24 protein-coding genes are annotated in these 23,991 nt (G+C 72.8%); 13 read left to right on the top strand and 11 right to left on the bottom strand.

Going from position 1 to position 23,991, the window contains the following annotated elements; genetic code table 11:
* Positions 1 to 10 precede the first annotated feature (10 nt).
* Both ACZ63F_RS24970 and ACZ63F_RS24965 read right to left on the bottom strand, forming a co-directional pair.
* Positions 11 to 733: an MBL fold metallo-hydrolase gene (locus tag ACZ63F_RS24970; protein ID WP_469713829.1), complete on the bottom strand. Its 723-nt coding sequence runs from the start codon at positions 731 to 733 to the stop codon at positions 11 to 13.
* Positions 734 to 846: 113 nt separating this feature from the next.
* Positions 847 to 2,202 carry a M20/M25/M40 family metallo-hydrolase gene (locus ACZ63F_RS24965; RefSeq protein WP_469713827.1) on the bottom strand — a complete coding sequence of 452 codons (1,356 nt, stop codon included), beginning with the start codon at positions 2,200 to 2,202 and terminating at the stop codon, positions 847 to 849.
* Positions 2,203 to 2,422: 220 nt separating this feature from the next.
* On the opposite strand from ACZ63F_RS24965, the gene ACZ63F_RS24960 reads away from it, so the two are divergent.
* Entirely contained in the window at positions 2,423 to 3,709 is a 1,287-nt protein-coding gene (locus ACZ63F_RS24960; protein ID WP_352363039.1) for a geranylgeranyl reductase family protein, read from the top strand.
* 35 nt (positions 3,710 to 3,744) lie between these two features.
* Here ACZ63F_RS24960 and ACZ63F_RS24955 read toward each other — a convergent pair whose 3' ends face one another.
* A complete protein-coding gene (locus tag ACZ63F_RS24955) occupies positions 3,745 to 4,242 on the bottom strand; it encodes a nitroreductase/quinone reductase family protein (protein ID WP_469713826.1) in 498 nt (165 codons plus the stop codon).
* Positions 4,243 to 4,458: 216 nt separating this feature from the next.
* Here ACZ63F_RS24955 and ACZ63F_RS24950 point away from each other — a divergent pair, with 216 nt between their 5' ends.
* Positions 4,459 to 5,163, top strand: coding sequence for a TetR/AcrR family transcriptional regulator (locus ACZ63F_RS24950; protein ID WP_469713824.1), 705 nt, complete (start codon positions 4,459 to 4,461; stop codon positions 5,161 to 5,163).
* Positions 5,164 to 5,225: 62 nt separating this feature from the next.
* Here ACZ63F_RS24950 and ACZ63F_RS24945 read toward each other — a convergent pair whose 3' ends face one another.
* Positions 5,226 to 5,720, bottom strand: a complete 495-nt coding sequence (locus ACZ63F_RS24945; protein WP_469713822.1) for an FBP domain-containing protein — start codon at positions 5,718 to 5,720, stop codon at positions 5,226 to 5,228.
* A gap of 88 nt (positions 5,721 to 5,808) precedes the next feature.
* Between ACZ63F_RS24945 and ACZ63F_RS24940 the strand changes: the two genes are divergently transcribed.
* Both ACZ63F_RS24940 and ACZ63F_RS24935 read left to right on the top strand, forming a co-directional pair.
* Positions 5,809 to 6,381, top strand: coding sequence for a TetR/AcrR family transcriptional regulator (locus ACZ63F_RS24940; protein WP_388713918.1), 573 nt, complete (start codon positions 5,809 to 5,811; stop codon positions 6,379 to 6,381).
* A 59-nt stretch (positions 6,382 to 6,440) separates the two neighbouring features.
* Positions 6,441 to 7,661: a GDSL-type esterase/lipase family protein gene (locus ACZ63F_RS24935; protein WP_469713820.1), complete on the top strand. Its 1,221-nt coding sequence runs from the start codon at positions 6,441 to 6,443 to the stop codon at positions 7,659 to 7,661.
* 101 nt (positions 7,662 to 7,762) lie between these two features.
* On the opposite strand, the gene ACZ63F_RS24930 is transcribed toward ACZ63F_RS24935, so the two are convergent.
* Positions 7,763 to 8,881, bottom strand: a complete 1,119-nt coding sequence (locus ACZ63F_RS24930) for a medium chain dehydrogenase/reductase family protein (protein WP_469713818.1) — start codon at positions 8,879 to 8,881, stop codon at positions 7,763 to 7,765.
* Positions 8,882 to 9,083: 202 nt separating this feature from the next.
* Between ACZ63F_RS24930 and ACZ63F_RS24925 the strand changes: the two genes are divergently transcribed.
* The 3 genes from ACZ63F_RS24925 (at position 9,084) to ACZ63F_RS24915 (ending at position 11,821) form a co-directional block, all read left to right on the top strand.
* Complete coding sequence (locus tag ACZ63F_RS24925) at positions 9,084 to 9,746, top strand: TetR/AcrR family transcriptional regulator (protein WP_469713817.1); 663 nt, start codon at positions 9,084 to 9,086, stop codon at positions 9,744 to 9,746.
* 108 nt (positions 9,747 to 9,854) lie between these two features.
* The gene (locus ACZ63F_RS24920; RefSeq protein WP_469713815.1) at positions 9,855 to 11,159 is read left to right on the top strand and encodes a sensor histidine kinase; all 1,305 of its coding nucleotides are present in this window, start codon (positions 9,855 to 9,857) and stop codon (positions 11,157 to 11,159) included.
* A complete protein-coding gene (locus ACZ63F_RS24915; protein ID WP_469713813.1) occupies positions 11,156 to 11,821 on the top strand; it encodes a response regulator transcription factor in 666 nt (221 codons plus the stop codon). The genes ACZ63F_RS24920 and ACZ63F_RS24915 overlap by 4 nt, the downstream gene beginning before the upstream one ends.
* 61 nt (positions 11,822 to 11,882) lie before the next feature.
* On the opposite strand, the gene ACZ63F_RS24910 is transcribed toward ACZ63F_RS24915, so the two are convergent.
* Positions 11,883 to 13,358, bottom strand: coding sequence for an MFS transporter (locus tag ACZ63F_RS24910; protein ID WP_469713811.1), 1,476 nt, complete (start codon positions 13,356 to 13,358; stop codon positions 11,883 to 11,885).
* An 86-nt stretch (positions 13,359 to 13,444) separates the two neighbouring features.
* Here ACZ63F_RS24910 and ACZ63F_RS24905 point away from each other — a divergent pair, with 86 nt between their 5' ends.
* Positions 13,445 to 13,846, top strand: coding sequence for a MarR family winged helix-turn-helix transcriptional regulator (locus ACZ63F_RS24905; RefSeq protein ID WP_469713809.1), 402 nt, complete (start codon positions 13,445 to 13,447; stop codon positions 13,844 to 13,846).
* Positions 13,847 to 13,921: 75 nt separating this feature from the next.
* Here the strand turns inward: ACZ63F_RS24905 and ACZ63F_RS24900 are convergent, their stop codons facing one another.
* Complete coding sequence (locus ACZ63F_RS24900) at positions 13,922 to 14,656, bottom strand: maleylpyruvate isomerase family mycothiol-dependent enzyme (RefSeq protein ID WP_469713807.1); 735 nt, start codon at positions 14,654 to 14,656, stop codon at positions 13,922 to 13,924.
* 157 nt (positions 14,657 to 14,813) lie between these two features.
* On the bottom strand, positions 14,814 to 15,536 hold the full coding sequence (locus tag ACZ63F_RS24895) for a lysostaphin resistance A-like protein (protein ID WP_469713806.1): 723 nt from the start codon (positions 15,534 to 15,536) through the stop codon (positions 14,814 to 14,816).
* Between the two features lie 250 nt (positions 15,537 to 15,786).
* Between ACZ63F_RS24895 and ACZ63F_RS24890 the strand changes: the two genes are divergently transcribed.
* A complete protein-coding gene (locus tag ACZ63F_RS24890) occupies positions 15,787 to 17,532 on the top strand; it encodes an alpha/beta hydrolase (RefSeq protein ID WP_469713804.1) in 1,746 nt (581 codons plus the stop codon).
* 66 nt (positions 17,533 to 17,598) lie between these two features.
* On the opposite strand, the gene ACZ63F_RS24885 is transcribed toward ACZ63F_RS24890, so the two are convergent.
* Both ACZ63F_RS24885 and ACZ63F_RS24880 read right to left on the bottom strand, forming a co-directional pair.
* On the bottom strand, positions 17,599 to 18,765 hold the full coding sequence (locus ACZ63F_RS24885) for an MFS transporter (RefSeq protein WP_469713802.1): 1,167 nt from the start codon (positions 18,763 to 18,765) through the stop codon (positions 17,599 to 17,601).
* Positions 18,766 to 19,077: 312 nt separating this feature from the next.
* The gene (locus ACZ63F_RS24880; protein WP_469713801.1) at positions 19,078 to 19,800 is read right to left on the bottom strand and encodes a TetR/AcrR family transcriptional regulator; all 723 of its coding nucleotides are present in this window, start codon (positions 19,798 to 19,800) and stop codon (positions 19,078 to 19,080) included.
* Positions 19,801 to 19,858: 58 nt separating this feature from the next.
* Here ACZ63F_RS24880 and ACZ63F_RS24875 point away from each other — a divergent pair, with 58 nt between their 5' ends.
* From ACZ63F_RS24875 to ACZ63F_RS24865, 3 genes are all read left to right on the top strand, one after another.
* Positions 19,859 to 20,536, top strand: a complete 678-nt coding sequence (locus ACZ63F_RS24875; protein WP_469713800.1) for a class II aldolase/adducin family protein — start codon at positions 19,859 to 19,861, stop codon at positions 20,534 to 20,536.
* Positions 20,533 to 21,465, top strand: coding sequence for a carbohydrate kinase family protein (locus ACZ63F_RS24870; protein WP_469713798.1), 933 nt, complete (start codon positions 20,533 to 20,535; stop codon positions 21,463 to 21,465). The genes ACZ63F_RS24875 and ACZ63F_RS24870 overlap by 4 nt, the downstream gene beginning before the upstream one ends.
* A 204-nt stretch (positions 21,466 to 21,669) precedes the next feature.
* Entirely contained in the window at positions 21,670 to 22,065 is a 396-nt protein-coding gene (locus ACZ63F_RS24865; protein ID WP_469713797.1) for a luciferase domain-containing protein, read from the top strand.
* Between the two features lie 102 nt (positions 22,066 to 22,167).
* On the opposite strand, the gene ACZ63F_RS24860 is transcribed toward ACZ63F_RS24865, so the two are convergent.
* A complete protein-coding gene (locus ACZ63F_RS24860; protein ID WP_469713796.1) occupies positions 22,168 to 22,947 on the bottom strand; it encodes a DeoR/GlpR family DNA-binding transcription regulator in 780 nt (259 codons plus the stop codon).
* Between the two features lie 149 nt (positions 22,948 to 23,096).
* On the opposite strand from ACZ63F_RS24860, the gene ACZ63F_RS24855 reads away from it, so the two are divergent.
* Positions 23,097 to 23,990, top strand: a complete 894-nt coding sequence (locus ACZ63F_RS24855) for an SIS domain-containing protein (RefSeq protein WP_469713795.1) — start codon at positions 23,097 to 23,099, stop codon at positions 23,988 to 23,990.
* Position 23,991: the final 1 nt, after the last annotated feature.

The raw sequence follows: 23,991 nt of genomic DNA, 5'->3' as shown, positions 1-23,991 counted from the left end.
CCCTCCATGGTCACCGCGGCGGGCCGTACGTGTCCGCTGATTCCTGCAGTGTCCGTGCCGCGTCGGCGGTCACCGGGTCCCCGTGGCCGAAGCACACCGTCTGCGCGTCCAGGGCCGCCAGCCGCCGGAAGGAGACCACCGCCCGGTCCCGGTCGAGGTTGAACACCCCGAGCACCACCGCACCGGTCCCCGGTGTCGCCGCCACCGCGTCCCCGGTGAACAGCACACCGTGAGAGGGGAGATGGAGGGCGATGCTGCCGTTCGTGTGGCCGGGGACGTGGACTACCTCGGCACCGCCGCCGAAGTCCAGGACGTCCCCGTCGGACAGCTCCGTCACCTCGCCCGGCGGCACCGGCGGGCCGTCGGGCAGCAGTCTGGCCGCCGCGGCATGGATCGGCCGCTCCCACTCCTCGAACACCGGCGGTGGACCGGGGAGTTCGCCCCGTATGACGGGCGCGTCCAGACGGTGGGCCAGCACCTCGGCCCCGCTCAGCCCGGCGAACTCGGCGGCCCCGCCGACATGGTCCTCGTGGAAGTGGGTGAGGACGATCCGCCGTACCGACGAAGGGGACCGCCCCAGCGCCGTGAGCGCGTCGGCGATCGGCCGGCCCGAGCCGGGCGGGCCGGCGTCGACCAGGGTGGAGGCGCCGGTCTCCGGGTCGTGCCAGAGGTAGGCCTGGCCCACCGGGAAGCGCAGCAGGTGCAGCCGGGGGAGCAGTTCGACGACGTCCATGTCCCGACCGTAGGGACGCCCCCCGGTCCACGGCGAGGCTCCTCCGCTGTGGGCGGAGCGATTCGGCCCACAGCGTAGGGCGGCGGATCGGGGACGTCCGCCGCCCCGTGGGCTCAGCCTGCCGCGTAGTTCCGCAGGAACAGCGCCTCCGCCACCGACAGCCGCTCAAGCTCCTCGGGGGACACGCTCTCGTTGACGGCGTGGATCTGCGCCTCCGGCTCGCTCAGGCCGATCAGCAGGATCTCGGCCTGCGGGTAGAGGCCGGCGAGGGTGTTGCACAGCGGGATGGAGCCGCCCTGGCCGGCGTACTGCATCGTCTCGTCCGGGTAGGCCACCGCCATGGCGTCGGCCATCGCCAGGTACGCCGGGCTGGTGGTGTCCGCGCGGAACGGCTGGCCCTGGCCGACCACCTCGGTCCGCACCCGGGCGCCCCACGGCGTGTGCGCCTCCAGGTGGGCCTGCAGCAGCTTGCCGGCCTCGGCCGCGTCCACGCCCGGCGGCACCCGGAGGCTGACCAGGGCGCGGGCGCCGGCCTGCACCGAGGGGGTGGCGCCGACCACCGGAGGGCAGTCGATGCCCAGCACCGTGACCGCCGGGCGGGCCCAGATGCGGTCGGCGACCGAACCGTCACCGATCAGCCCGACACCGTCCAGCACCTTGGCGTCCGCGCGGAACTGCTCCTCGTCGTACTCCAGACCCTCCCACCGCGACTCCGGCGCGAGCCCGTCGACCGTCGTGGAACCGTCCTCGGCGCGCAGCGAGTCCAGGACGCGGATCAACGCGGCCAGGGCGTCGGGGGCGGCGCCGCCGAACTGGCCCGAGTGCAGGTTGCCGCGCAGCGTGTCGATCTGGATGCGGACCATGGCCATGCCCCGCAGCGTCGTGGTCACCGTCGGCAGCCCCACCCGGAAGTTGCCCGTGTCGCCGATGACGATCGCGTCCGCCGCCAGCAGCTCGGGGTGCTGCTCGGCGTACCGCTCCAGGCCGCCGGTGCCCATCTCCTCCGAGCCCTCGGCGATCACCTTGACGTTGACCGGGACGCCGCCGTTCGCCTTCAGCGCGCGCAGCGCCAGCAGGTGCATGATCACGCCGCCCTTGCAGTCGGCGGCGCCGCGCCCGTACCAGCGGCCGTCCCGCTCGGTCAGCTCGAAGGGCGGGGTGGTCCAGGCGGCCTCGTCCAGCGGCGGCTGCACGTCGTAGTGCGCGTACAGCAGGACCGTTTTGGCACCCTCCGGGCCCGGCAGATAGCCGTACACCGACTGCGTGCCGTCCGGGGTGTCCAGTACGGCGACGTCCGTGAAGTCCTCGGCGCGCAGTGCGTCGGCCACCCAGGTCGCGGCGCCCTCGCTCTCGCTCTTCGGGAACTGGGCGAAGTCCGCCACCGACTTGAAGGCCACCAGCTCGGCGAGCTCCGCCTTGGCCCTGGGCAGCAGGGCTGCGACGGTCTCGGCGACCGGATTGGACGACATGGGCACGCTCCTCGTGGGTGCGACGTTGAACTGGTGAGTGGACCGATCCTCCCACAGCGGCCTGCGGCGATCTCCGCCGTAGGATGCGGGGGGACAGGTGACAGGTGCCGGCCCACGGGCGGACAGATCCTGGCCCACGGCTTGACAGGGCCTCCACGGCTTGAAACGGCCTCTACGGCTTGATATGGCTTCTACGGCTTGATCGGAGCAGCGGACCATCGTGAGCGGCGAGAATTCTTCGGCGGACGACGTGCAGGCGGACGACGCGCAGCGGGTGTGGGACGTCGTCGTGGTGGGCGCGGGCCCCGCGGGTGCCTCGGCCGCCTACGCGGCGGCGGTCGCCGGACGGCGCGTGCTGTTGCTGGAGAAGGCCGAGCTGCCCCGCTACAAGACCTGCGGCGGCGGCATCATCGGCCCCTCGCGGGACGCGCTGCCGCCCGGCTTCGAGCTGCCCCTCAAGGACCGGGTGCACGCGGTCACCTTCTCCAACAACGGACGGTTCACCCGCACCCGCCGCTCCAAGCAGATGATGTTCGGGCTCATCAACCGGCCCGAGTTCGACCAGCAGCTGGTCGAGCACGCCCAGAAGGCGGGCGCCGAGCTGCGCACCGGCGCCGCCGTGCAGCGCGTCGAGCAGCACGGTTCGGCGGTCCCGGACCGGCGGACGGTCGCGGTCGTGCTCCAGGGCGGCGAGACCCTGCTGGCCCGCGCGGTGGTCGGTGCCGACGGCAGCGCCAGCCGCATAGGCGCCCACGTCGGGGTGAAGGTCGACCAGGTCGACCTCGGCCTGGAGGCGGAGATCCCGGTGCCCGAGACGGTCGCCGAGGACTGGAAGGGGCGGGTCCTCATCGACTGGGGCCCGATGCCCGGCAGTTACGGCTGGGTCTTCCCCAAGGGTGACACGCTGACCGTCGGCGTCATCTCGGCCCGTGGCGAAGGGGCCGCCACCAAGCGGTACTTGGAGGACTTCATCGCCCGGCTCGGCCTCGCCGGCTTCGAGCCGAGCATCTCGTCGGGCCACCTGACCCGCTGCCGCGCGGACGACTCCCCGCTGTCCCGGGGCCGGGTGCTGGTCTGCGGCGACGCCGCGGGCCTGCTCGAACCGTGGACCCGCGAGGGCATCTCCTTCGCGCTGCGCTCGGGGCGGCTCGCGGGGGAGTGGGCGGTACGGATCGCCGAGGCCCACGACGCCGTCGACACCCGACGCCAGGCGCTCAACTACGCCTTCGCCGTCAAGGCGGGCCTCGGCGTCGAGATGAGCGTCGGCAAGCGGATGCTCGCGGTGTTCGAACGCCGCCCCGGCCTGTTCCACGCGGCGCTGACCGGGTTCCGTCCGGCCTGGCGGGCGTTCAAGGAGATCACCCAGGGCCGCACCTCCCTCGGCGAACTCATCCGCTCCCACCCGCTCGCCCAGCGCGCCCTCACCGCCTTCGGCCCGGAGCCGGCGGCGAAGGAGAACGCTCCGGCGGAGGAGGGCGCGGCCGACGAGGAAGCCGTCACTTCGTGACCGGGGGTGCCGTCACTTCGTGACCAGGGGAGCCGTCACTTCCTGACGGTGATCCGGAAGACGGGGTGATCGGCGCCGGCCGCGAGGAGCTCGTCGTCGGAGGACCCGGCCGTCACTCCGGGGAAGTACTGCTTGACCTCCCAGCCCCACCTCTCCAGGTAGGCCCGCAGCACCGGGAGCTTCTCGGCGTCGGGAAGCTCCTCCACGGTGAATTCCCGCACCTTCCGCCCCACCCGCAACTCCCCGCCGCCCGCCACGCGCATGTTCCGCACCCACTGGGAGTTCCCGCGCGCGGAGACCAGGTACTGGACGCCGTCGTACGTGTGCGGGTTGACCGGGACGCGCTGCATCCTGCCGCTCCTGCGGCCGCGCACGGACAGTTCCGCGCTGCCCGCGAGGCTGATCCCGCGCCGGGCGAGCCAGCCGACGAGACTGTTCACGCGGACGGCAACCGGGTTGGCCTCGGCGTAGTACGGCTTCGGCTTCGGATTCGGCTTCGGGTACGGCTGCGGCTGCGGTTGTGACGACGACATGGTGACCCCCCCATGGGGCTAGCGCGTTTGGGAGAGCAGTGCTCTCTCTTCAGGAACAGTGTGAGGACATCGGCGATCCACTGCAAGAGCAGTGCTCTCTTTTTTGAGCAGTGCACTGATGTGTGAGCGCCGCTCTGATGCGAGACCGGCGATCCAAACCGCGTGCACTGCTCCATGACGTGTGCACTGCTCTGCAGGCGTGACAGACTGCGCCCCATGACCACTCCACAGGGCGCCCGCGCGCGAGCCAGGATGGAAGTCACCACCGCCATCAAGGACGAGGCGCGCAGACAGCTCGCGGCCGAGGGTGCCGCCAAGCTGTCGTTGCGGGCGGTGGCGCGCGAGCTCGGCATGGTCTCCTCGGCGCTCTACCGCTACTTCCCCAGTCGCGACGACCTGCTGACCGCGTTGATCATCGATGCCTACGACTCCCTCGGCGAGGCTGCCGAGTCCGCCCATGCCGCCACCGTTGCCGCAGGTGCCGCCCCCGCGCATCGCTGGGTCGCCGTGTGCGAGGCGGTGCGCGGCTGGGCGCTGACCCATCCGCACGAGTACGCGCTGATCTACGGCTCGCCGGTGCCCGGCTACTCGGCGCCGGAGACGACCATTCCGCCGGCCGCCCGGGTCGCCCTCGTCCTCGTCGGGATCCTGCGCGAGGCGTTCGAGGGGCGAGGTCTGGCCCGCACCCCCGTGCCCGCCGAGCTCGCGCCCGAGGCCCGCCGGATGGCCGACGAACTGGTGCCCGGCCTGCCGCCGGAGGCGGCGGTGGCCATGGCCGCGGCGTGGGCCCAGCTGTTCGGGCTGGTCGGGTTCGAACTGTTCGGCCAGTTCCAGGGGGTGGTGGAGGAAGCGGAACGGGAGCGGTTCTTCCGGCACGCGGCCGCGCAGCTCGCCCACGGAGTCGGGCTGGTCTTCCCCTGACGGTGCCCGGGTCGGCCGGTCGGCCGGGTCCTCGTCGGCCGGGCCGGCATTCCGGTCATCCGTCATCCGGTCACCTTCTCCAGGAACGCGGCGAGGTTTCCGACCGTCCGGCGTACCTTCTCCTCCAGCGTGAGCGACTCCGGCATCCGGCCGCCCACGCCCGCGTCCCGCTTCCCCCGCACGTACAGCGAACAGGCGAGGTCGCTGCAGAGATAGGCGCCCACGGAGTTGCCCTGCTGCCCGGCCTTCCCCGCCTTGGCGGCGACCATCAGGGAGACGCCTCCGGTGTGCGTGGTCAGGCAGATCGAGCACATGCTGCGCCGGGTCTGCCAGGAGCCGGGGCTCGGGCAGCGCAGCGCCACCGCCTGTGTTCGACCGTCGTCCAGTTCCGTCACCAGGTAGGCGCGGTCGGGTGCCTGGGGGTCGCGCCAGCCGAAGTAGTCCAGGTCGGCCCATGGCCGTTCGTCCAGGTCGTGCGGGATGTTCAGGCGTTTCGCCGCGCCCTTGGTGCAGTTCACGAAGGCGGCGCGGATCTCTTGCTCGGTCAGCTGTCGCATGTGGCGCACGCTAATTTGCCTAAAACTTTTAGGCAAATGCATAATCGACTCTCGCTGACAGGTAAGAGCTGAAGGTGGAGGAGTGGGTGTGGCTCGAGCGGGACTGAGCACGGAGCGGCTGGTCCGGGCCGGAGCCGAGCTGGCGGACGAGGCCGGCTTCGACCAGGTGACCGTCTCGGCCCTGGCCAGACGGTTCGACGTGAAGGTCGCCAGCCTCTACTCGCACGTCAAGAGCTCCCAGGACCTGAAGACGAGGATCGCGCTGCTGGCGCTGGAGGAACTCGCCGATCGCGCCGCCGACGCGCTGGCCGGCCGGGCCGGCAAGGACGCCCTCGTCGCGTTCGCCGACGTCTACCGCGACTACGCCCGCGCCCACCCCGGCCGCTACACGGCGGCCCGGCTGCGCCTCGATCCGGAGACGGCCGCGGCCAGTGCCGGCGTCCGGCACTCGCAGATGACCCGGGCGATCCTGCGCGGCTACGACCTGGCCGAACCCGACGAGACCCATGCCGTCCGGCTGCTCGGCAGCGTCTTCCACGGCTACGTCGACCTGGAACTGAGCGGCGGATTCAGCCACAGCGCCCCCGACAGTCAGCAGTCCTGGACCCGCGTCCTCGACGCCCTCGACGCGCTGCTGCGCAACTGGCCCACACCAGCCTGACCCCCGCACGGACCGCAACACCCGACGCAAGACCCGACGCAAGACGGAATACAGAGGCGATGAAGACCGACTCCCGCTGGATCACCACGCCGATCACCGCCGGCCTCCTGCGCGGCGCCCTCGACCTGGAGCGCACCGAACACGGCGTCCTGCCGCACCGGCTCCCGGCCCGGGCCCGGGCCCAGTGCGGCGACCCGCAGCTCGCCATGGTCGAGTCCCAGCCCTCCGGCGTACGACTGGTGTTCCGCACCCGCGCCACCGCCGTCGAACTGGACACCCTCCCCACCAAGCGGCTCTACGTCGGCGCGCCGGCCCGCCCGGACGGCGTCTACGACCTGCTCGTCGACGGCACCCTGGCCGGGCAGGGCAGCGTGTCCGGCGGCACGGTCCAGGTCGTCGACATGAGCACCGGGTCCGTGGAGCTGCGCCCCGGACCGGTCGGCACCCTCAGGTTCACCGGTCTGCCCGGGCGCGAGAAGACCGTCGAGATCTGGTTGCCGCACAACGAGACCACCGAACTGGTCGCGCTGCGCACCGACGCCCCGCTCGCCGTGGCACCCGATCCCGGCCGCAAGGTCTGGCTGCACCACGGCAGTTCGATCAGCCACGGCTCCGACGCCGCGAGTCCCACCGCCATCTGGCCCGCGCTCGCGGCCGCGCTCGCCGGCGTGGAACTGGTCAACCTGGGGCTGGGCGGCAGCGCCCTGCTCGACCCGTTCACCGCCCGCGCCGTCCGGGACACCCCCGCCGACCTGATCAGTCTCAAGCTCGGCATCAACGTCGTCAACGCGGACCTGATGAGGCTGCGCGCCTTCGGCCCCGCCGTGCACGGCTTCCTCGACACCGTCCGGGAGGGGCACCCCACCACCCCGTTGCTGGTCGTCTCCCCGATCCTGTGCCCCATGCACGAGGACACGCCGGGCCCCACCGCCATGGACCTGAGCGCCCTCGGCGCCGGCCGGATCGCCTTCGTCGCCACCGGCGACCCGGCCGAGCGCGCGAGCGGCAAGCTCACCCTGAACGTCGTCCGGGACGAGCTGTCCCGGATCGTCGCCCAGCGCGCGGCCGAGGACCCGCACCTGCACTACCTCGACGGCCGTGCCCTCTACGGCGAGGCCGACGCCGCCGAACTCCCGCTGCCCGACGGGCTCCACCCGGACGCGGCCACCCATCGCCGGATCGGCGAACGCTTCGCCGGGCTGGCCTTCGCGGACGGCGGCGCGTTCGCCGGGAGCGGTGGAGAGCGCCGAGCGGGCGAAGGCCGAGCGGACGGTCGCTGAACCCGTGGTCGCTGAACCCGTGGTTGCTGGGCGGAGGTTCGTTGGGCGGAGGTTCGCTGGAGGGTCGGTCGTCGAACCGGCGACCGCCGGGCCTGCGGTCCTCATCGCGCCGAGTCGGCCGACGACCCGTCTCCGGCGTCCGGTACCAGGACCACCTTCCCCGCGACGGTCCCCGACTCGGCGAGCCGCAGGGCCTCGGCGGCCTGGGTCAGGGGCAGCCGGGCGGCGATGCGCGCGGTGACCTCGCCACGCCGGAAGGCCTGGAACACCTGGGTGAGGTCGGTGCGCAGCCGGGCCCGGAAGCGGTCCTTGCAGAGGGCGCGGCCCTCCCAGACGTTGAAGAAACAGGCGCGCCGGCCGTTGGGCAGCGCGTTCCACAGCCACACCCGGCCGAGGATCTTCAGCACGGGGAGCTGCTTGGAGCCGGAGTCGTCCCTGGTGGTGGCGCTGCCGTAGGCGACGAGGGTGCCGCCCGGGGCCAGGAGCCGCCAGGAGTCGACGACGCTGCGGCCGCCGAGGTGGTCGAAGACGGCGTCGACGCCGCCGGGGGCCAGTTCCCGGACCCGGGCCGGCACGTCCTCGGTGCGGTAGTCGACGGGGGTCACGCCCAGCTCGCGCAGCGCGGCGTGGTGACGGGCGGAGGCCGTGCCGATCACCTGAAGGCCGGCCGCCCGGGCGAGCTGGACGAGCACCGTGCCGACGCCGCCGTTGGCACCGTGCACCAGGATCGTGCCGCCGCTGCGCACCCTGGCCTTGCGGTGCAGCATCTGCCAGGCCGTGATCCCGTTGACGACCAGCGTCTCCGCCTCCGCGGCGCCGACACCGGCGGGCACCTGCACGGCGTCGGCCGCGTCGAGCACGACGTGACTGGCCCAGCCGCCGACCTTCACCAGCGACGCCACCCGCTTGCCGACGAGCTCCGGCGCGACGCCCTTGCCGGCCGTCTGCACAGTGCCGACCAGGTCGTAGCCGGGGACGAAGGGGAAGGGCGGCTGGTCGTAGTAGCGGCCGCGGCGCATCTGCTGCTCCGCGAAGGAGACGCCGGTCGCCTCCACACGGACGACGATCTGGCCGGCTGCGGGAGCGGGGATCTCCCGGCGCTCGATACGGAGGCCCTCCGGCTCAACGACGCCCGGCAGGACGACCTCGACGAGCTGTGTGCTTCCGGCGCCGGTGCTTCCGGTGCTTCCGGCGGTTCCTGCGGTCTCTGCGATTCCCATGACGACGGCCTCCGCGTCCAGACGGTGTGTAGATGAACTCGCAAGCGGGATTGACTCTCGCTTGCGTTAGAACCTATAACAAACATGACTGGCCCTAGCTGGAGTGTCAAGCCGTCACTTCAGATCGTGTGCTCGCGACTGTTAGAGCCCCTCTCGAAAGTGATAGCTTCAAACGAGGAAGTGCGAGAGGAGCGTGACGGCCATGGCGGCGAACGCGGACGCGATGAGCCCCCGCGAGCGGTACCGGAGTCAGGTGCGAGCGGACATCAAGGCGCGCGCCTGGGAGCAGATCGCCAGGTCGGGCGCGTCGGGTCTGTCCCTCAACGCGATCGCCAAGGAAGTGGGCATGAGCGGTCCGGCCCTCTATCGCTACTTCGGCAGCCGCGACGAGCTGATCACCGAGCTGATCCGGGACGCCTACCGAAGCCTGGCCGACACCTTCAGCGCCGCCGCCGGGGCCGACGTCGGTATCGACGGCCTCGCCCACGCCCTGCGCCGGTGGGCGCTCGACGACCCCCAGCGCTACTTCCTCGTCTACGGCACGCCGGTCCCCGGCTACCGGGCGCCCGACGACATCACCGGCATCGCCCGGGAGATCATGGCGGCGCTGCTCGACGTCTGCGCGGCGGCCGAGCCCGCGGCGCCCCCGCCGGCCTCCGCCGGGTTCACCGCACACCTGTCCCAGCACCGAGAGTGGGCCGGCGGACACTCCGCGCCCCCGGGAGTACTGCGCCGGGCGCTGGCCTTCTGGACCCGGATGCACGGGGTGCTCTCCCTCGAACTCGCCGGCCACTTCACGGGCATGGGATTCGACCCGGACCGGCTGTTCGACGCCGAGGTGGCGGAGCTGACGGCGGTTCGCTGACACCAGGCCGCCGCCCGCCGCCCGCCACCACCTACTACCCGGGGAGTACGCGTGATCACCTCGCCGGGCTGACGCTCGCGCGGGGCGACGGCGTCTAGCGTGGCGGTCATGGACGAGCAGCGGGTACGGGAGCGCGGCCCCGCCCAGTGGTGGCACTCCGGCCCCCCGTGGTGGACCCACCCGGAAGCCACCGGCCCCGGCACCAGCCCCGGCCCCGGCACTGGCCCCGGCACGGGGATCCGGCCCCTCCGCCTGCCCTGGCGCTCCACCCTGCTGCTGACCGTCCTCGTGCTGGTGGGCTCGAACTTCGCCGCGCACACCCAGCCCCACCGCGAGCACCTCGACACCTATGCCCGCCTGCTGCTCCTCGCCACCTGCGCCCTGCTGCTGCGGCGGCACCGGCATCCGGTGACCGTGGCGTTCGGCACGGCCGCGCTCGCCCTGGCCTACCTCGCCGCCGGCTACCCGTACGGACCGGTCTTCGCGGCCGTCGCCGTGGCCTGCTTCAGCGCCGTCGTCGCCGGGCACCGCCGGGCCGCCTGGGCGGCGCTCGGGATGCTGTGGGCCGGGCATCTGCTGATCTCGCTCTGGCTGTACCGGTGGCTGCCGCCGCCGGGCGACAGGGGTGCCGGCCTCGGCCAGGAGCTGATCATCGTCACCTGGGTGCTGATCATCGTCTCGCTGGCCGAACTGGTCCGGCTGCGGCGCGAGCAGTGGGCGCGGGAACGGGCCGACCGTGCGCAGGCGGCCCGGCGGCGCGCGGACGAGGAACGGCTGCGGATCGCCCGGGAGCTGCACGACGTCCTGGCGCACAGCATCTCGGTCATCAACGTCCAGGCCGGCGTGGGACTCGCGCTCCTCGACTCCGACCCCGAGCAGGCCAGGTCGGCACTCACCACCATCAAGGCGGCCAGCAAGGAGGCCCTCGGCGAGGTGCGTCAGGTGCTCGACACGCTGCGCGCCCCGGGAGACGTGCCACGGGCGCCCGCGCCCGGTCTCGGGCGGCTGCCGGAACTGGTGGAACAGGCGGCGAGCGCCGGACTCACCGTGGACGTGACGGGGGAGCCGCCGCGCCTGGCGCCCGGCGCCGACCTGGCCGCCTTCCGCATCGTGCAGGAGGCCCTCACCAATGTCGTACGGCACTCGGGTTCGCGGCACGCGCGCGTGCGGCTCGAACACGGGGGCGGGGAGCTGCGGTTGCGGATCGACGACGACGGTCCCGCGACCGGTGCGGACGCGGGCGGCAGCGGGAACGGGCTGGCCGGGATGCGGGAGCGGGCGGCCGCCCTGGGTGGCACGATCGAGGCGGGGCCGCGTGCCGACGGGGGCTTCCGGGTGCTGGCCGTACTGCCCTTGGGTAACCGGGACGCCAGGGACGGCAGGGGTGCCAGGGACGAGAGGGAGGACCGATGATCCGGGTGCTGCTCGCCGACGATCAGTCGCTGGTGCGGGCGGGTTTCCGGGCGTTGCTCGACGCGCAGCCGGACATCGAGGTGACCGGTGAGGCGGCGGACGGCGAGGAGGCGCTGCACAAGGTGCGTGAACTGCGCCCCGACGTCGTTTTGATGGACATCCGCATGCCGCGTCTGGACGGCCTCGCGGCGACCCGCCGGGTCACCGGCGAACCGGAGCTGGCGGACGTCAAGGTGGTCATGCTGACGACGTTCGAGCTCGACGAGTACGTCTTCGAGGCGATCCGGTCCGGCGCCTCCGGCTTCCTGGTCAAGGACACCGAGCCGGACGAACTGGTGCGCGCGGTCAGGGCGGTGGTGGCCGGGGACGCGCTGCTGTCGCCGGGGGTGACGCGGCGGCTGATCGCGGAGTTCGCGGCCCGTTCCAAGGAGCCGGCCGCCGCCGACGTCCTCACCCGGCTCACCGAGCGGGAGCGGGAGGTGATGGCCCTGGTCGGCATCGGTCTGTCCAACGAGGAGATCGCCCGGCGCCTGGTCGTCAGCCCCCTCACCGCCAAGACCCACGTGAGCCGCACGATGGTCAAGCTGGGCGCCCGCGACCGCGCCCAACTGGTCGTCCTCGCCTACGAGTCGGGGCTGGTACGGCCCGGCTGGCTGGGCTGAGACGCGTGTGCCCGGCGAGGCAAAAGGCCCCCGCCGGGCACACGTCGGGAGGCGGCCCCGTTCAGTCGCGTGCGGGCACGCGCTCCGCCTCCAGGGAGGTGGACTTGGCGATCACGACGGTCTGCTGCGGGCGCCGGGTGCGCAGCCCCGTGAGGGTGATCAGCAGCCCGGCGAGGGCCACGAACGCGACCACCAGGAAGCCGGGACGGTAGCTGTCGAGCACCGCCTGCGGGGTCGCGTGGGCGGGCGCGCCGGCGGTGACCACGGCCGTGACGATCGCCAGGAAGATCGCGCCGCCGACCTGCACCGAGGTGTTGAGGAGCCCGGAGACCATGCCCTGCTCGTGGTCGTCGACGCCGTTGGTGGCCTGGATGTTGAGGGAGGGGAAGACCAGGGCGCAGGCCGCGCCGATCAGGAGCATCGACGGCAGGATCGCCGCGGCGTAGGCCGGGCTCAGGTCGACACGGAGGAACAGGGCGTATCCGACGACCATGAAGGCGAAGCCCGCCGCGATCAGCCGCGGGGTGCCGAAACGGTCCACGATCGCGCCGACCTTGGTCGACGACACCGCCACCAGCGCGCCCGCCGGCAGGAAGGCCAGGGCGGTGTGCAGCGCGGACCAGCCGAGCAGGGACTGCATGTAGAGGGTGGTCAGGAACTGGAATCCGACGTACGAGCCGAAGAAGGCGATCGCGCCGAGCTGGGCGCGCACCTGGTTGCCCGAGCGCAGCACGCCGAGGCGGATGAGCGGTCCGGGGGAACGGCGTTCGACCTGGACGAAGACGGTCAGCAGCACGGCGACCGCCAGGAACGAGAGCAGGGTGCGGGCCGAGGCCCAGCCCACCTGCGGGGCCTCCACGACGGTGAACACCAGCAGCAGCATGGAGGCGGTGCCGAGGATCGCGCCGGGGACGTCGTAGCCGTTGTGGTCGCGTTCGCGGGAGCTGCGCGGGAGCAGCTTGAGGCCGACGAGGAGCGCGATCAGGGCGATGGGAGCGGGCAGCAGCATGGTGAAGCGCCAGCTGGCCTCGGTGAGCAGGCCGGACAGCACCAGGCCCATGGAGAAACCGGTGGCCGCGCAGGTGGTGTAGATGGAGAGGGCGCGGTTGCGCAGCGGGCCCTCCGGGAACGTGGTCGTGATGATCGAGAGGCCGGCCGGCGCGGTGAAGGCCGCGCTCAGGCCCTTGATGAAGCGGCTGGCGATCAGCAGCGGGCCCGAGTCGACGAGGCCGCCGAGCAGCGAGGCGAGCGCGAAGACGCCGAGGGCCACGAGGAACACCTGGCGCCGGCCGAGCAGGTCCGCGGTGCGGCCGCCGAGCAGCAGCAGACCGCCGTATCCGAGGATGTAGCCGCTGACGATCCATTGCAGCGTCGAGGTGGACAGGTGCAGGTCGGAGCCGATCGACGGCAGGGCGACGCCGACCATCGACACGTCCAGCGCGTCCAGGAACATGGCGGCGCACAGCACCAGGAGCGTGCCCCAGAGGCGGGGAGTCCAGCGTCCCTCGGCAGCAGGGGCGGTGAGCGGAGAGGTCATGGACCCAGACACTACATGCACATGCATCGAATGCAAACGCATTTAATTACGATGCAACAATCACGGTTCTCTGCTACGGTGCCCGGATGGCGGCGAAGAAGCCCGAGCAGGCACTCGTGGAGCAATGGCGGGACATCCTGGCCCTGCACGCCCGCACCCAGTGCGAGCTGGACCGTGCCCTGCACGGACACGGCCTGTGCGGGAGCGACTTCGAGGTCCTCGACCTGCTGTCGGACGGCCCGGCGGCGGACGGCGTCTGCAGCTTCCGGGTTCAGGAGATCGCCGAGCGGGTGCACCTCAGCCAGAGCGCGCTGTCCCGGCTGATCGCCCGCCTGGAGAAGGACGGCCTGGTCGAGCGGGCCATGTGCCCGGAGGACCGGCGGGGCGTGCGGGTGGCGCTCACCGGCAAGGGGCGCGCGCTGCACGGCGAACTGCTGCCGGTGCAGCGCGCGGTGCTCACCAGGATGCTGGCCGCCGAGCGGGGCTGAGCCCGGCCGACCGGGCCGCTCGCCGCCGCCGTCGGTCGGCCGGCCGGAGCCGGATTCCGGAGCCAGATGACGAAGTCAGATTCCGGAGTCCGTCCGCCACAGGTCGGCAAGTTCCGGGTCGCCGGTCATCTTCGGCACCGGTACGCGGTTCCACAGGGCCAGGTACAACTGGTCGGCTGGGCCGGCGAGTTCGGCCGTAGCGTCCTGGGGCGCACCGAGTTCGGTGACCGGCGGCCGCTCCGACAGCCGTACGGTCCAGGCCGCGTCCGCGTCCATCGCGCGCACTCCCAGCACTCGCGGATGCTTGCTGCGTACCCGGCTGCGGGTGCGGGCGTGGAAGCCGCGCAGCAGTTCGTCGATGCCGTCGACCGCGAAGCCCGTGCCGACCGGGGTCGCCGGGCCGCCGCGTGCCGCCTCGGCGTCGTATCGGTGGACGGTCGTCTCATGGGCCTGCCGGCGGAGCCAGAAGGCCAGCGGCGAGGGGACGGGGGCGGGGTGGAAGGTCCAGTACGTCACGTCCCGCGGTGCGCCGTCGAGGGTCTCGACGAGCCGGCGGTGGCCGTCCCGGTACCAGGCTGTCAGGTCCGCGCCGTCGATGTCCGGGAGGCCGGGGACGGGGCGGGGTGAGGTCTCCGCGTCGGCGACGACCCCGGCGGCCCACCGGTGGATGGTGCCGGTGTGCCGCAGCAGGTCGCGCACCCGCCAGTCCGGGCAGGTGGGCACCGGGGCGTCGAGCCCCGCGTCCGTGGCGGCCGCGGCCAGCAACCGGCCCTCCCGGTCGAGGATTTCGAGGAACTCAGCAGTCTCCATGCGGCGAGTCTGCCGGATGCGGCTGTTCCTGCTGCTGATCGGCGGCGCCCCGAAAGCGGGGCCGGGGGTACCCGCCGAAGGCTGAGGGAGCTGTGCGACCGGCCACGACGGCGCCGCGGTCGGGATACCGCACCCCCCGGCCCTTGCGGCGGAGCGCTCAGCGCAGCAGGAACCCCACCGCGTAGCCGAGTGCGTTGACCGCCCAGTGCAGGGCCATCGGTGCCAGCAGGGAGCCGCTGCGGTCGCGCACCCAGCACAGCAGACAGCCCGCCACGGCCGTGAACAGCACGGCACCGGCGTCCACCAGGACCGCCCCGGCGACCGAGTGCCCGAAGACCGAACCCAGCGTCGGCTTGTCCTCGTTGAGGTTCAGGGACGGGAGGATGTGCCAGAGGCCGAAGAGCACGGAGGAGAGGACGGCGGCCGTGGTGGCCGTGCGCAGTCGGCACAGCAGCGCGAACAGCACCCCGCGGAAGGCGGTCTCCTCCAGCAGGACCGTCCCCACGGGCACCGCGACCAGCGCCTTGAAGGCGATCTCCGAACCGCTCAGCGCGTTCGTCCGCTGGTCCGCGAACAGGCCGCGGGTGACCGGGAGCAGTGCCGCGCACAGATAGACCGCGGCGACGATCCCGATCAGGGCCGCTCCCCGACGCGCCCCGGCCGCGAGAGTGTGCCGTTCGAGTCCCAGCTCCGGCCAGCCGCCCCCGGCCCAGAACAGCAGCCCCACCAGGACGGCCGAGGTGAGCACCGCGGTGAGCAGGATCCAGGACCTGGCCCAGCGGTTGTCCAGCAGGTTCGCGAGCACCAGCACGGCCACCACCGCGGCCACGGCGGTACGGGTGGGGAGCCGGGGAATCCGGGGAATCCGGGGGAGCGGCATGGCGGGCGGGGTGTCACGGCCCGGCCGGGGCGCGGAGCGGCGGGCGGGTCACGAGGTGCCCACCGTCACGGCCCCGGCCCGACGCGGTGCCGGCCCGGCTGTCGTCCTCCGCGGCGGGGTGGTGTGCTCGGTGGTCCGGGCCGGAGTCATGCCCACCACGATGGGACACCTCGTGCGGCTCCGCACCTTTTCCCGATCTTCCGGATGCGGTGGCCGGTGCGGTGACAGATCGTGGTCCCGAGGTGGCGAAGTGAGTGGAGCGGGCAAGGCGCTGAATCGTACGAAGGACTGGACCCGGCGGACGGCGGAGCGGGTGCGCCGGCACCTGGGCCCCGACCGGGTGGTCCGGCGGCGGCCGTGCTGGGGCGGGATCGCGGTGGCGGTCCTGTGCTACTGCCTGTCCCTCACCCCGTCCCTGCTCCCGCGGGCCTGGTGGCTGCAGGGACTCGCGGCCGGCGTCTCGGCGGCCGTCGGCTACGGCGCCGGGGCCGCAGCGGAGGCCCTCGCCCGGCTGCTGCTCCGCTGGGCCGGCGTCCGCGTCCGCCGGCGGGTCCGCCGTGCGCTGTGGGCCGCCCTTGCCGTGCTCGGAGCCGCCGCCGTGGTCACGGCCACCGCCTGGAGCGTCGGCTGGGAGGGCCAGGTCCGCCGGGCGGTGACCCTGCCCCCGCACCTCGTCTGGTGGCAGTGGGCGCTCGTCCCGGTCGTGGCCGCACTCGTCGCCACGCTGCTGCTCCTGGCCGCCCGGACGGTACGGCTCGGCACCCGAGTCGTCGCCCACGCGTTCGGCACCCTGGTCCCGCGACCCGTCGCCTACGCCACCGGGGTCGTCCTCGCCGCCTTCGTGATCGTCGGAGTCGTCCAGGGCTTCCTGCTGCGCGCCGCACTGGACGCGATCGAGAGCGCCGCGTCCCTCGCCGACCAGGGCACCACCAAGGGCGTCCACCGGCCGGGGCTGCCCACCCTCTCCGGCAGCCCCGAGTCCGCCGCCCGCTGGGACACCCTGGGCGCCAAGGGCCGCGACTTCGTCGGCACCGCCACGTCCCGCGCCGACATCGCCGCCTTCACCGGCCGCCCGGCCGAGGACCCGGTACGGGTCTACGTCGGCCTGCGTTCCGCCGGAACCCTCGACGAACGTGCCGCCCTCGCCGTACGCGAACTCGAACGCACCGGCGGTTTCTCCCGAAGGATCCTCGCCGTCATGGGCACCACCGGCACCGGCTGGATCAACGACCAGGGCAGCAGGCCACTGGAGTACATGTGGGGCGGCGACACCGCCATGGTCGCCATGCAGTACTCCTACCTCCCCAGCTGGGTCTCCGCGCTCACCGAGGACGAGGCCGCCGCCACCGGACGAGCCCTCTTCGACGCCGTCTACGCCAAGTGGCGGACCCTCCCCGCCGATTCCCGCCCCCGACTGCTCGTCTACGGCGAGAGCCTCGGCTCCTTCTCCATGGAGTCCGCTGTGGACGGCTCCCTGCGCACGCTCGTCGCGGAGACCGGCGGGGCGCTGTTCGTGGGGCCGACCTACGACAACCCGCTCTGGAAGTCGGTCACCGCGAAACGGCAGCCCGGCAGCCCCGAGTGGCGGCCGGTGGTCGCCGACGGGGCACATGTGCGCTTCGCGCAGGTGCCGGCGGACTACGGCATCCCGGACGCGCCCTGGGGCGAGCCCCGCGCGCTCTACCTCCAGAACGGTTCCGACCCGGTCGTCTGGTGGTCGCCCGACCTCGCCTTCCACCGGCCGGACTGGCTGGACCGGCCGCGTGCCCGGGACGTCTCGCCTGCGATGCAGTGGTATCCGCTGCTGACGTTCTGGCAGGTGGCCTGCGACCTGGCGGGCGCCGACAGCGTCCCGGACGGCTTCGGCCACCGGTACGGCACCCTGCCGACGAGCGCGTGGGCCGAGATCACGAGCCCGCCGGACTGGACGTCCGCCGACACGGTGAGACTGGCCCGGATGCTGGAGTCGGTGCGGGAACCGGGGCTGCTGGACTGAGCCGGCGCCGGGCCGTACCGGGCCGGGCGCGGACTTCGGCCCGTGTCCTGCCGTCGGCGATCCCGGTCAGTGTCCGGTCGAGCGCCGGGTCACGAGTGCGATGGTGGCGGCGGTGGCGGCGAGGGCGGCGACCGTGGTGAGGGCGGTGGGGAGGGAGAGCCACTCCGCCATGAAGCCGATGGCGGGCGGTCCCAGGAGCATGCCGCCGTAGCCGAAGGTGGAGGCGACGGCCACGCCGTCGGGGCCGGCCAGTCTGCCCGCGCGTTCGACGGCGACGGGGAAGAGGTTGGCGAGGCCGAGCCCGGTGATCGCGAATCCGAGGAGGGCCGCCCACAGGGCCGGGGCGAGCGCGCCGAGCAGCATGCCGGCCGCGGCGGTCGTGCCGCCGAACACCAGGGTGCGCGTCTGGCCCAGGGCTTCGAGCAGCCTTGTGCCGCTGAGCCGGCCGACGGTCATGGCGAGCGCGAAGCAGGAGAAACCGATGCCGGCCGTGCCGGGTGCGGTGCCCAGGTCCTGCGCCAGGTGCAGGGCGCTCCAGTCGGCCATGGCTCCCTCGCCGTAGGCCGTGCACAGGGCGATCAGACCGAACGTGACGACCAGCAGACGGGTGCGGGGTGCCAGGCGGCGCGGTGCGGACGTGTCTTGCGGTGCGTCGTCCCCCGGGATGTCCGGCGGGGGAGTGCGAAGCAGGGTGCGGCCCGCGAGAAGGGTGATCAGGAGGCCGACGGCGGTGAGGCAGAGCAGGTGCTGCGTGGGGGTCAGCACGCCGGCGATCAGTGAGCCCAGACCGGAGCCGAGCATGCCGCCGAGGCTGAAGGCGGCGTGGAAGCTGGGCATGATCGGGCGTCGCAGGGCTCGTACCAGGTCGACCGCGGCGCTGTTGAACGCGACGTTGATGCCGCCGTAGGCGCTGCCGAAAACGAGCAGCACGGCGCCGAGGGCCGGCACCGAGTGGGTGAGCGGGGGCAGTGCGACGCTGAGGGAGAGCAGCACGGCGCAGACGACGGTCACCGGGTGGGAGCCGTAGCGGCGGCACAGCCGTCCGGTGAACATCATCGTGATCACGGCCCCGGCCGAGACCCCGAGCAGCGCGAGCCCCAGGGCGCCGGCCGAGGCGCCGGTCTGTTCCTTGATGGCGGGGATGCGGACGACCCATCCGGCGAAGACGAAGCCGTCCATGGCGAAGAAGACGGTCAGGGCGATACGGAGTCGGGTGAGGGAGTCTCCGGGCACGGCGTTGTGCGTCCGGGTTTTGTTTATCAGCGGCACAAACTCAGGCTAGGCGAGTGCGGAGGCAGGGACAAGGGCGGGCGGGGGACGGGGACAGGGCCCGGACCACCGGCCGGCGGGACCTCGCGGCGTGGTCCCTGTCAGGGGGACCCGGTGCCGCCGAGACCGGCGAGGAGCTCGGCCGCGGCGGCGAGCCGGGACTGCGGGTGCCGCACGGGAAGTCGTCACGTTCAACACCGGCTCGCGGCAGCTGCGCGTCATCGCGGTCCACGCACCGGCGCGTCGCCGAGCAGGCCCTGCGCGAACTGCCGGACTTCACGGCGCTGACTCCGGGCGTCCAGCCGGTCTGGGAACGGGCCCGCTGAGCGGACCGGCGCCCGCCGCACCGTCGTCCCACCGCCCGCGCCGCGCGGCCAGGGCCGTGAGGTAGCCGCGCAGCATGACCTTCGCCTCGTCGAGGAGGGCGGCGTCGCCCTCGGCGTCGCGGCGGAAGGCCTCCTGGGCGAGCGCGTCGGCGGCGAGGACGGCGGCATGGCAGGCGGGGCCGAGCCCCTCGGTGTCGGCGGCGATGCCGAGCGCGAGCAGCACCCGGCGTACGCCGTCGGCCATGCGGCGCTTGTGTTCCCGGTCCGCCGCGCGGGTCCGGTCGGTCAGACCGCTGCCGAACCACAGTGCACGGAAGCCCTGTTCGGTGCGGTAGAGCCCGGCGTAGGTGTCGATCAGCACGCCGACCGGGTCGGACCAGCGCTCGGTCGCCGCGCCGCGCACGAACTCCTCCATCACCGCTTCGAGCCGGGCGAAGTACGTCGCGGCCAGCGCGTCGATGATCGCGTCCCGGTCCGGCAGGTACTGGTACAGCGAGCCGACCGAGACCCCGGCCTCCACCGCGACCCTGGTGGTGGTCAGGGCCGGCACGCCCTCGGCGATCAGCACGCGCTCGGCCGCCTTCAGCACCCGCGCCAACCGGGCTTTGCTGCGGGCCTGTTGGGGAGTACGGCGCAGCACGGCACCGGTCTCCTCGGCGGCCGGGTCGGCCACACGACCACCTCTGAATCTGAACGTGACTTTGTTTCAGGTTTACGTTACCGTCGCGGCCATGACGGACTCAAGCTCCGCGCTGGTTCAGGAACGGGCCGCGGTGGCGGACGTCTGCCGCCGCCTGGGAGCGGCGGGCCTGCTGATCGGAACGGCGGGCAACGTCAGCGTGCGGGCGGGGGACCGGGTCGCGGTCACCGCGACCGGCGCGGCGCTCGCCCAACTCACCGCGGGCCAGGTGACGGTGGTCGACCTGGACGGCCGGGTGGTCGCCGGAACCCTGGAGCCGACCTCCGAACTCGACCTGCACCTGGGGGTCTACCGCCGATTCGGCGCCGGCGCGGTCGTCCACACCCACGCCCCGATGGCCACCGCCCTCTCCTGCGTCGTCGACGAACTGCCCTGCATCCACTACCAGTTGCTCGCCCTCGGTGGCACCGTGCGGGTGGCGCCGTACGCCACCTTCGGCACCCCGGAACTCGCCGAGTCGGTACTCGCCGCGCTCGACGGCCGCAGCGCCGCCCTGATGGCCAACCACGGCTCGGTCACCGTCGGCCCGACCCTCGACAAGGCCGTCGAGAACGCCCTGCTGCTCGAATGGGCCTGCTGCGTCTACCAGCACGCGGCGGCCCTCGGAACACCCCGCGTCCTGGACGAGCGGCAGCAGCTCGCGGTGATCGAGGCCGCCATCGCCCGGAACTACGGCACCACCCGAACCCTGCAGGAGGGCAAGCCATGAGAGTCGTCACGATGGGTGTGCACGTGCTGGACGTGCTGGTCAGGCCGGTGGAGGCGATACCCGAGGGCCAGGGCGCAACCCTGGTCGAGGACATCAGGATCACCGCGGCCGGAACCGCCGGCGGGACCGCGCTGAGCCTCGCCAAGCTCGGCGCCACCGTGCGCAGCGCCGGGGCCGTCGGCGCCGACGCGACCGGCGACATGCTCGTGCAGCTGCTCCACAGGGCCGGGATCGACACCGGGTTCCTCGTCCGCCGTACCGACACCGCCACCTCGGCGAGCGTGCTGCCCATCCGCCCGGACGGCGACCGGCCGTCCCTGCACCTGCTCGGCGCCAACATCACCTACGGCGTCGACGACGTGCCCTGGGACGCCCTTGCCGAGGCCGACCATCTCCACCTCGGCGGACCGGAGTTGATCGGTGTCGACGCCGCCGCCCGCATCCTGCACTTCGCCAAGGAGCACGGCCTGACGACCTCCGTGGACCTGCTCGCACCCGGCGTCCTTGGCAGCTTCGAGCAGATCGCGGCCGCACTGCCGTACGTCGACCACCTCCTCCCCAACGACGACCAGGTGCTGGGCTTCTCCGGCGAGGACGACCTGGTGGCGGGCGCGAAGAAGCTGGTCGGCGCCGGCGCCGGGCTGGTCGCGGTCACCCGGGGCGGCGAGGGCGCACTGCTGGTCACGGCCGAGGGCGCCGAGCCGGTGCCGGCCTTCGAGGTCGACGTCGTGGACACCACCGGCTGCGGCGACGCCTTCTCGGCCGGGTTCGTCTTCGGCATCGGCCTGGGCCGCACCCCGCACGACGCCGCCGTCCTCGGCAACGCCGTGGCGGCCCTGGTCGCCCAGGGCCTCGGCAGCGACCACGGGGACTTCGACCTCGCCGCCGCCGACGCGTTCGCGGCGACGGGTGCCAGGCGCACCGCGTAGGCCGGGTGTCAGACCCGCACAAAACGTGACGTCGGACACGGGCGTCCCGGACGTCGACGCGGTACCTTCCGTCCCTCGAACCACTGAATTCCTGCGGACATTCACTCGTCCCGGACGTCTGTGTTCGGACGGAGTCCGGCAACAGCTCGGTTAATAACTGCTCGCTGGTTGGTTACCGGAGAGTGAGCGGGCCATGATGGCCCCATGACGTTGGCCTCGCGCGCTCTGGCGCAACTGGCGACCTGGCCCGACCTGGCCGAGGCCGTACCGAGCTGCGGTCTGGGGCAGGGCGTGAGTTCGGCGCAGGGCGAGATCGCGCACTTCCACTCCGACCGCGATGTGGACCTGCGTCTCACCACCCGTGCCATCCGGCACTTCGCGAAGGACCTGAAGAGCACGGGAGCGATCCGGATCGTGCCGGGCTCGCAGTGGGTGACCATACGACTCGACGCCGCGAGCGACGTCGACCTGCTGCTCACCTTGGTGAGCGTCGCCCTCCAGGCCCAGCAGAGCTGGCCCGACCCGGCCGACCGGCCCGTGTTCGGCTGCAACGACCAGCGGGGCGCGGGATTCGTCAGCGCGGACACCAGCGGGATGTGACACACCACCGGGATGTGACATACCGGCGGTGACACACCACCGGGATATGACATACCGGCGGGAGGTGACCGAGAGTCGGATCGCCGGGAGGCCGGCTCGCGTTCACACGGTCAGGACCCGGATTCCCGCCTCCTCGAACCGGCGGACCGTCTCCGGCGCCGCCGCCGTGTCCGTGACCAGGACGTCCACCAGCTCCGCCGCGCAGATCCGGGCGAACGCCCGCCCGCCGAGCTTGCTGGAGTCCGCGGCGACCACCACGCGGGCCGCCCGCTCGCACAGCAGCCTGTTGACCGCGGCCTCCCCCTCGTCGTGCGCCGCGGCCCCGTGGACGACGTCGAAGGCGACCACTCCGAGCACCGCCACGTCGAGGGTGATCTGACCCAGCACGCCGTCCGCGAGCGGCCCGATGAGCTCGTACGACTGCGGGCGCGCCACCCCGCCCGTCACCACGATCTTGAACTGGGGCCGCACCGCGAGCTCGTTCGCGATGTTGAGCGCGTTCGTGACGACCGTCAGCGCCGGCGAACCGTTGGTGAGGTCTCCGCGTACGGCCAGGGCGCGGGCCACCTCCGTGGTGGTCGTACCGCCCGTCAGTCCCACCGTCTCGCCCGGCTCGACCAGATCCGCCACCGCCTTGGCGATCCGCTGCTTCTCCGAGGCCTGCCGCGCGGTCTTGTAGCGCAACGGCAGCTCGTACGACACCCCGTGCACCACCGCCCCGCCCCGGGTGCGCACCAGCATCTGCTGCTCGGCGAGCTGGTCGAGGTCCCGGCGGATGGTGGCCGCCGAGACCGCCAGCTCGGCCGCCGCCTCCTCGACCTCGAGGCGGCCGCGCTCGACCAGCAATTCGAGCAGCGCCTTCCAGCGGGCGTCGCGCGACATCCGCCGCCTCCGTTCGTCGGTGCTTTCGGTGACTCCCGGTGACCCTAGCGCACCTAGTTTTTCGGCAGGATGCTTGATTGTGCTTGAAAGCAGGCTCTATTTTGCAAGAACAAGCACGATGTCTCATGTTCAGGTGGAGGGGCAGTGGTATGTCACATATCACCGAGGAGCTGAACAGCCAGCCCGAGTGCTGGACCCGAGCCGCCGCCGAAGCCGCCCGCCGAGCCCGCGCCCTCCCGGCGCCGGGCGAGCGGGTAGCGATCGTCGGCTGCGGGACCTCGTACTTCATGGCCCAGGCCGCGGCCGTACTGCGCGAGTCCGCGGGGCACGGCGAGACGGACGCCTTCGCCGCCTCGGAGTTCCCGCACGGACGGTCGTACGGCCGGGTGCTCGCCCTCACCCGGTCCGGCACCACCACCGAAGTACTGGACCTGCTGCGCGAGTTGAAGGGGCGCACGCGCACCGCCGCGATCACCGCCGACCCCGGCGCCCCCGTCACCGGCGCCGCCGACGACCTCGTCGTCCTGGACTTCGCCGACGAACGCTCCGTCGTTCAGACCCGGTTCGCCACCAGCGCCTTCACCCTGCTCCGCGCCCACCTAGGCCTGCACACCGACGCCGTGGCCGCCGACGCCCGGACCGCGCTGTCCACTCCGCTGCCGCCGGAGCTGGTCGAGTGCGGCCAGTTCACCTTCCTCGGGCGCGGCTGGACCGTCGGACTCGCGAGCGAGGCCGGGCTCAAGATGCGCGAGGCCTCCCTGTCCTGGACCGAGGCCTACCCGGCCATGGAGTACCGGCACGGCCCGATCAGCATCACCACCCGGGCCACCGCGACCTGGATGTTCGGCCCCGCGCCGACCGGACTCGCCCAACAGGTCGCCGCCACCGGCGGGTTGTGGATCCAGGGCGTCCTCGACCCGCTCGCCGAACTGGTCCGCGCGCAGCGCCTCGCGGTCGCCGTGGCCGCCGCCCGGGGCCTCGACCCCGACCGGCCGCGCCATCTCACCCGCTCGGTGATCCTCACCCCGGCCGGCGGGGAGTGAG

The sequence above is a fragment of the Streptomyces sp. NPDC104761 genome (genome assembly GCF_055583445.1).
The sequence above is the reverse complement of the archived record's forward strand: the minus strand, read 5'-3'. Positions and strand labels throughout refer to the sequence as shown.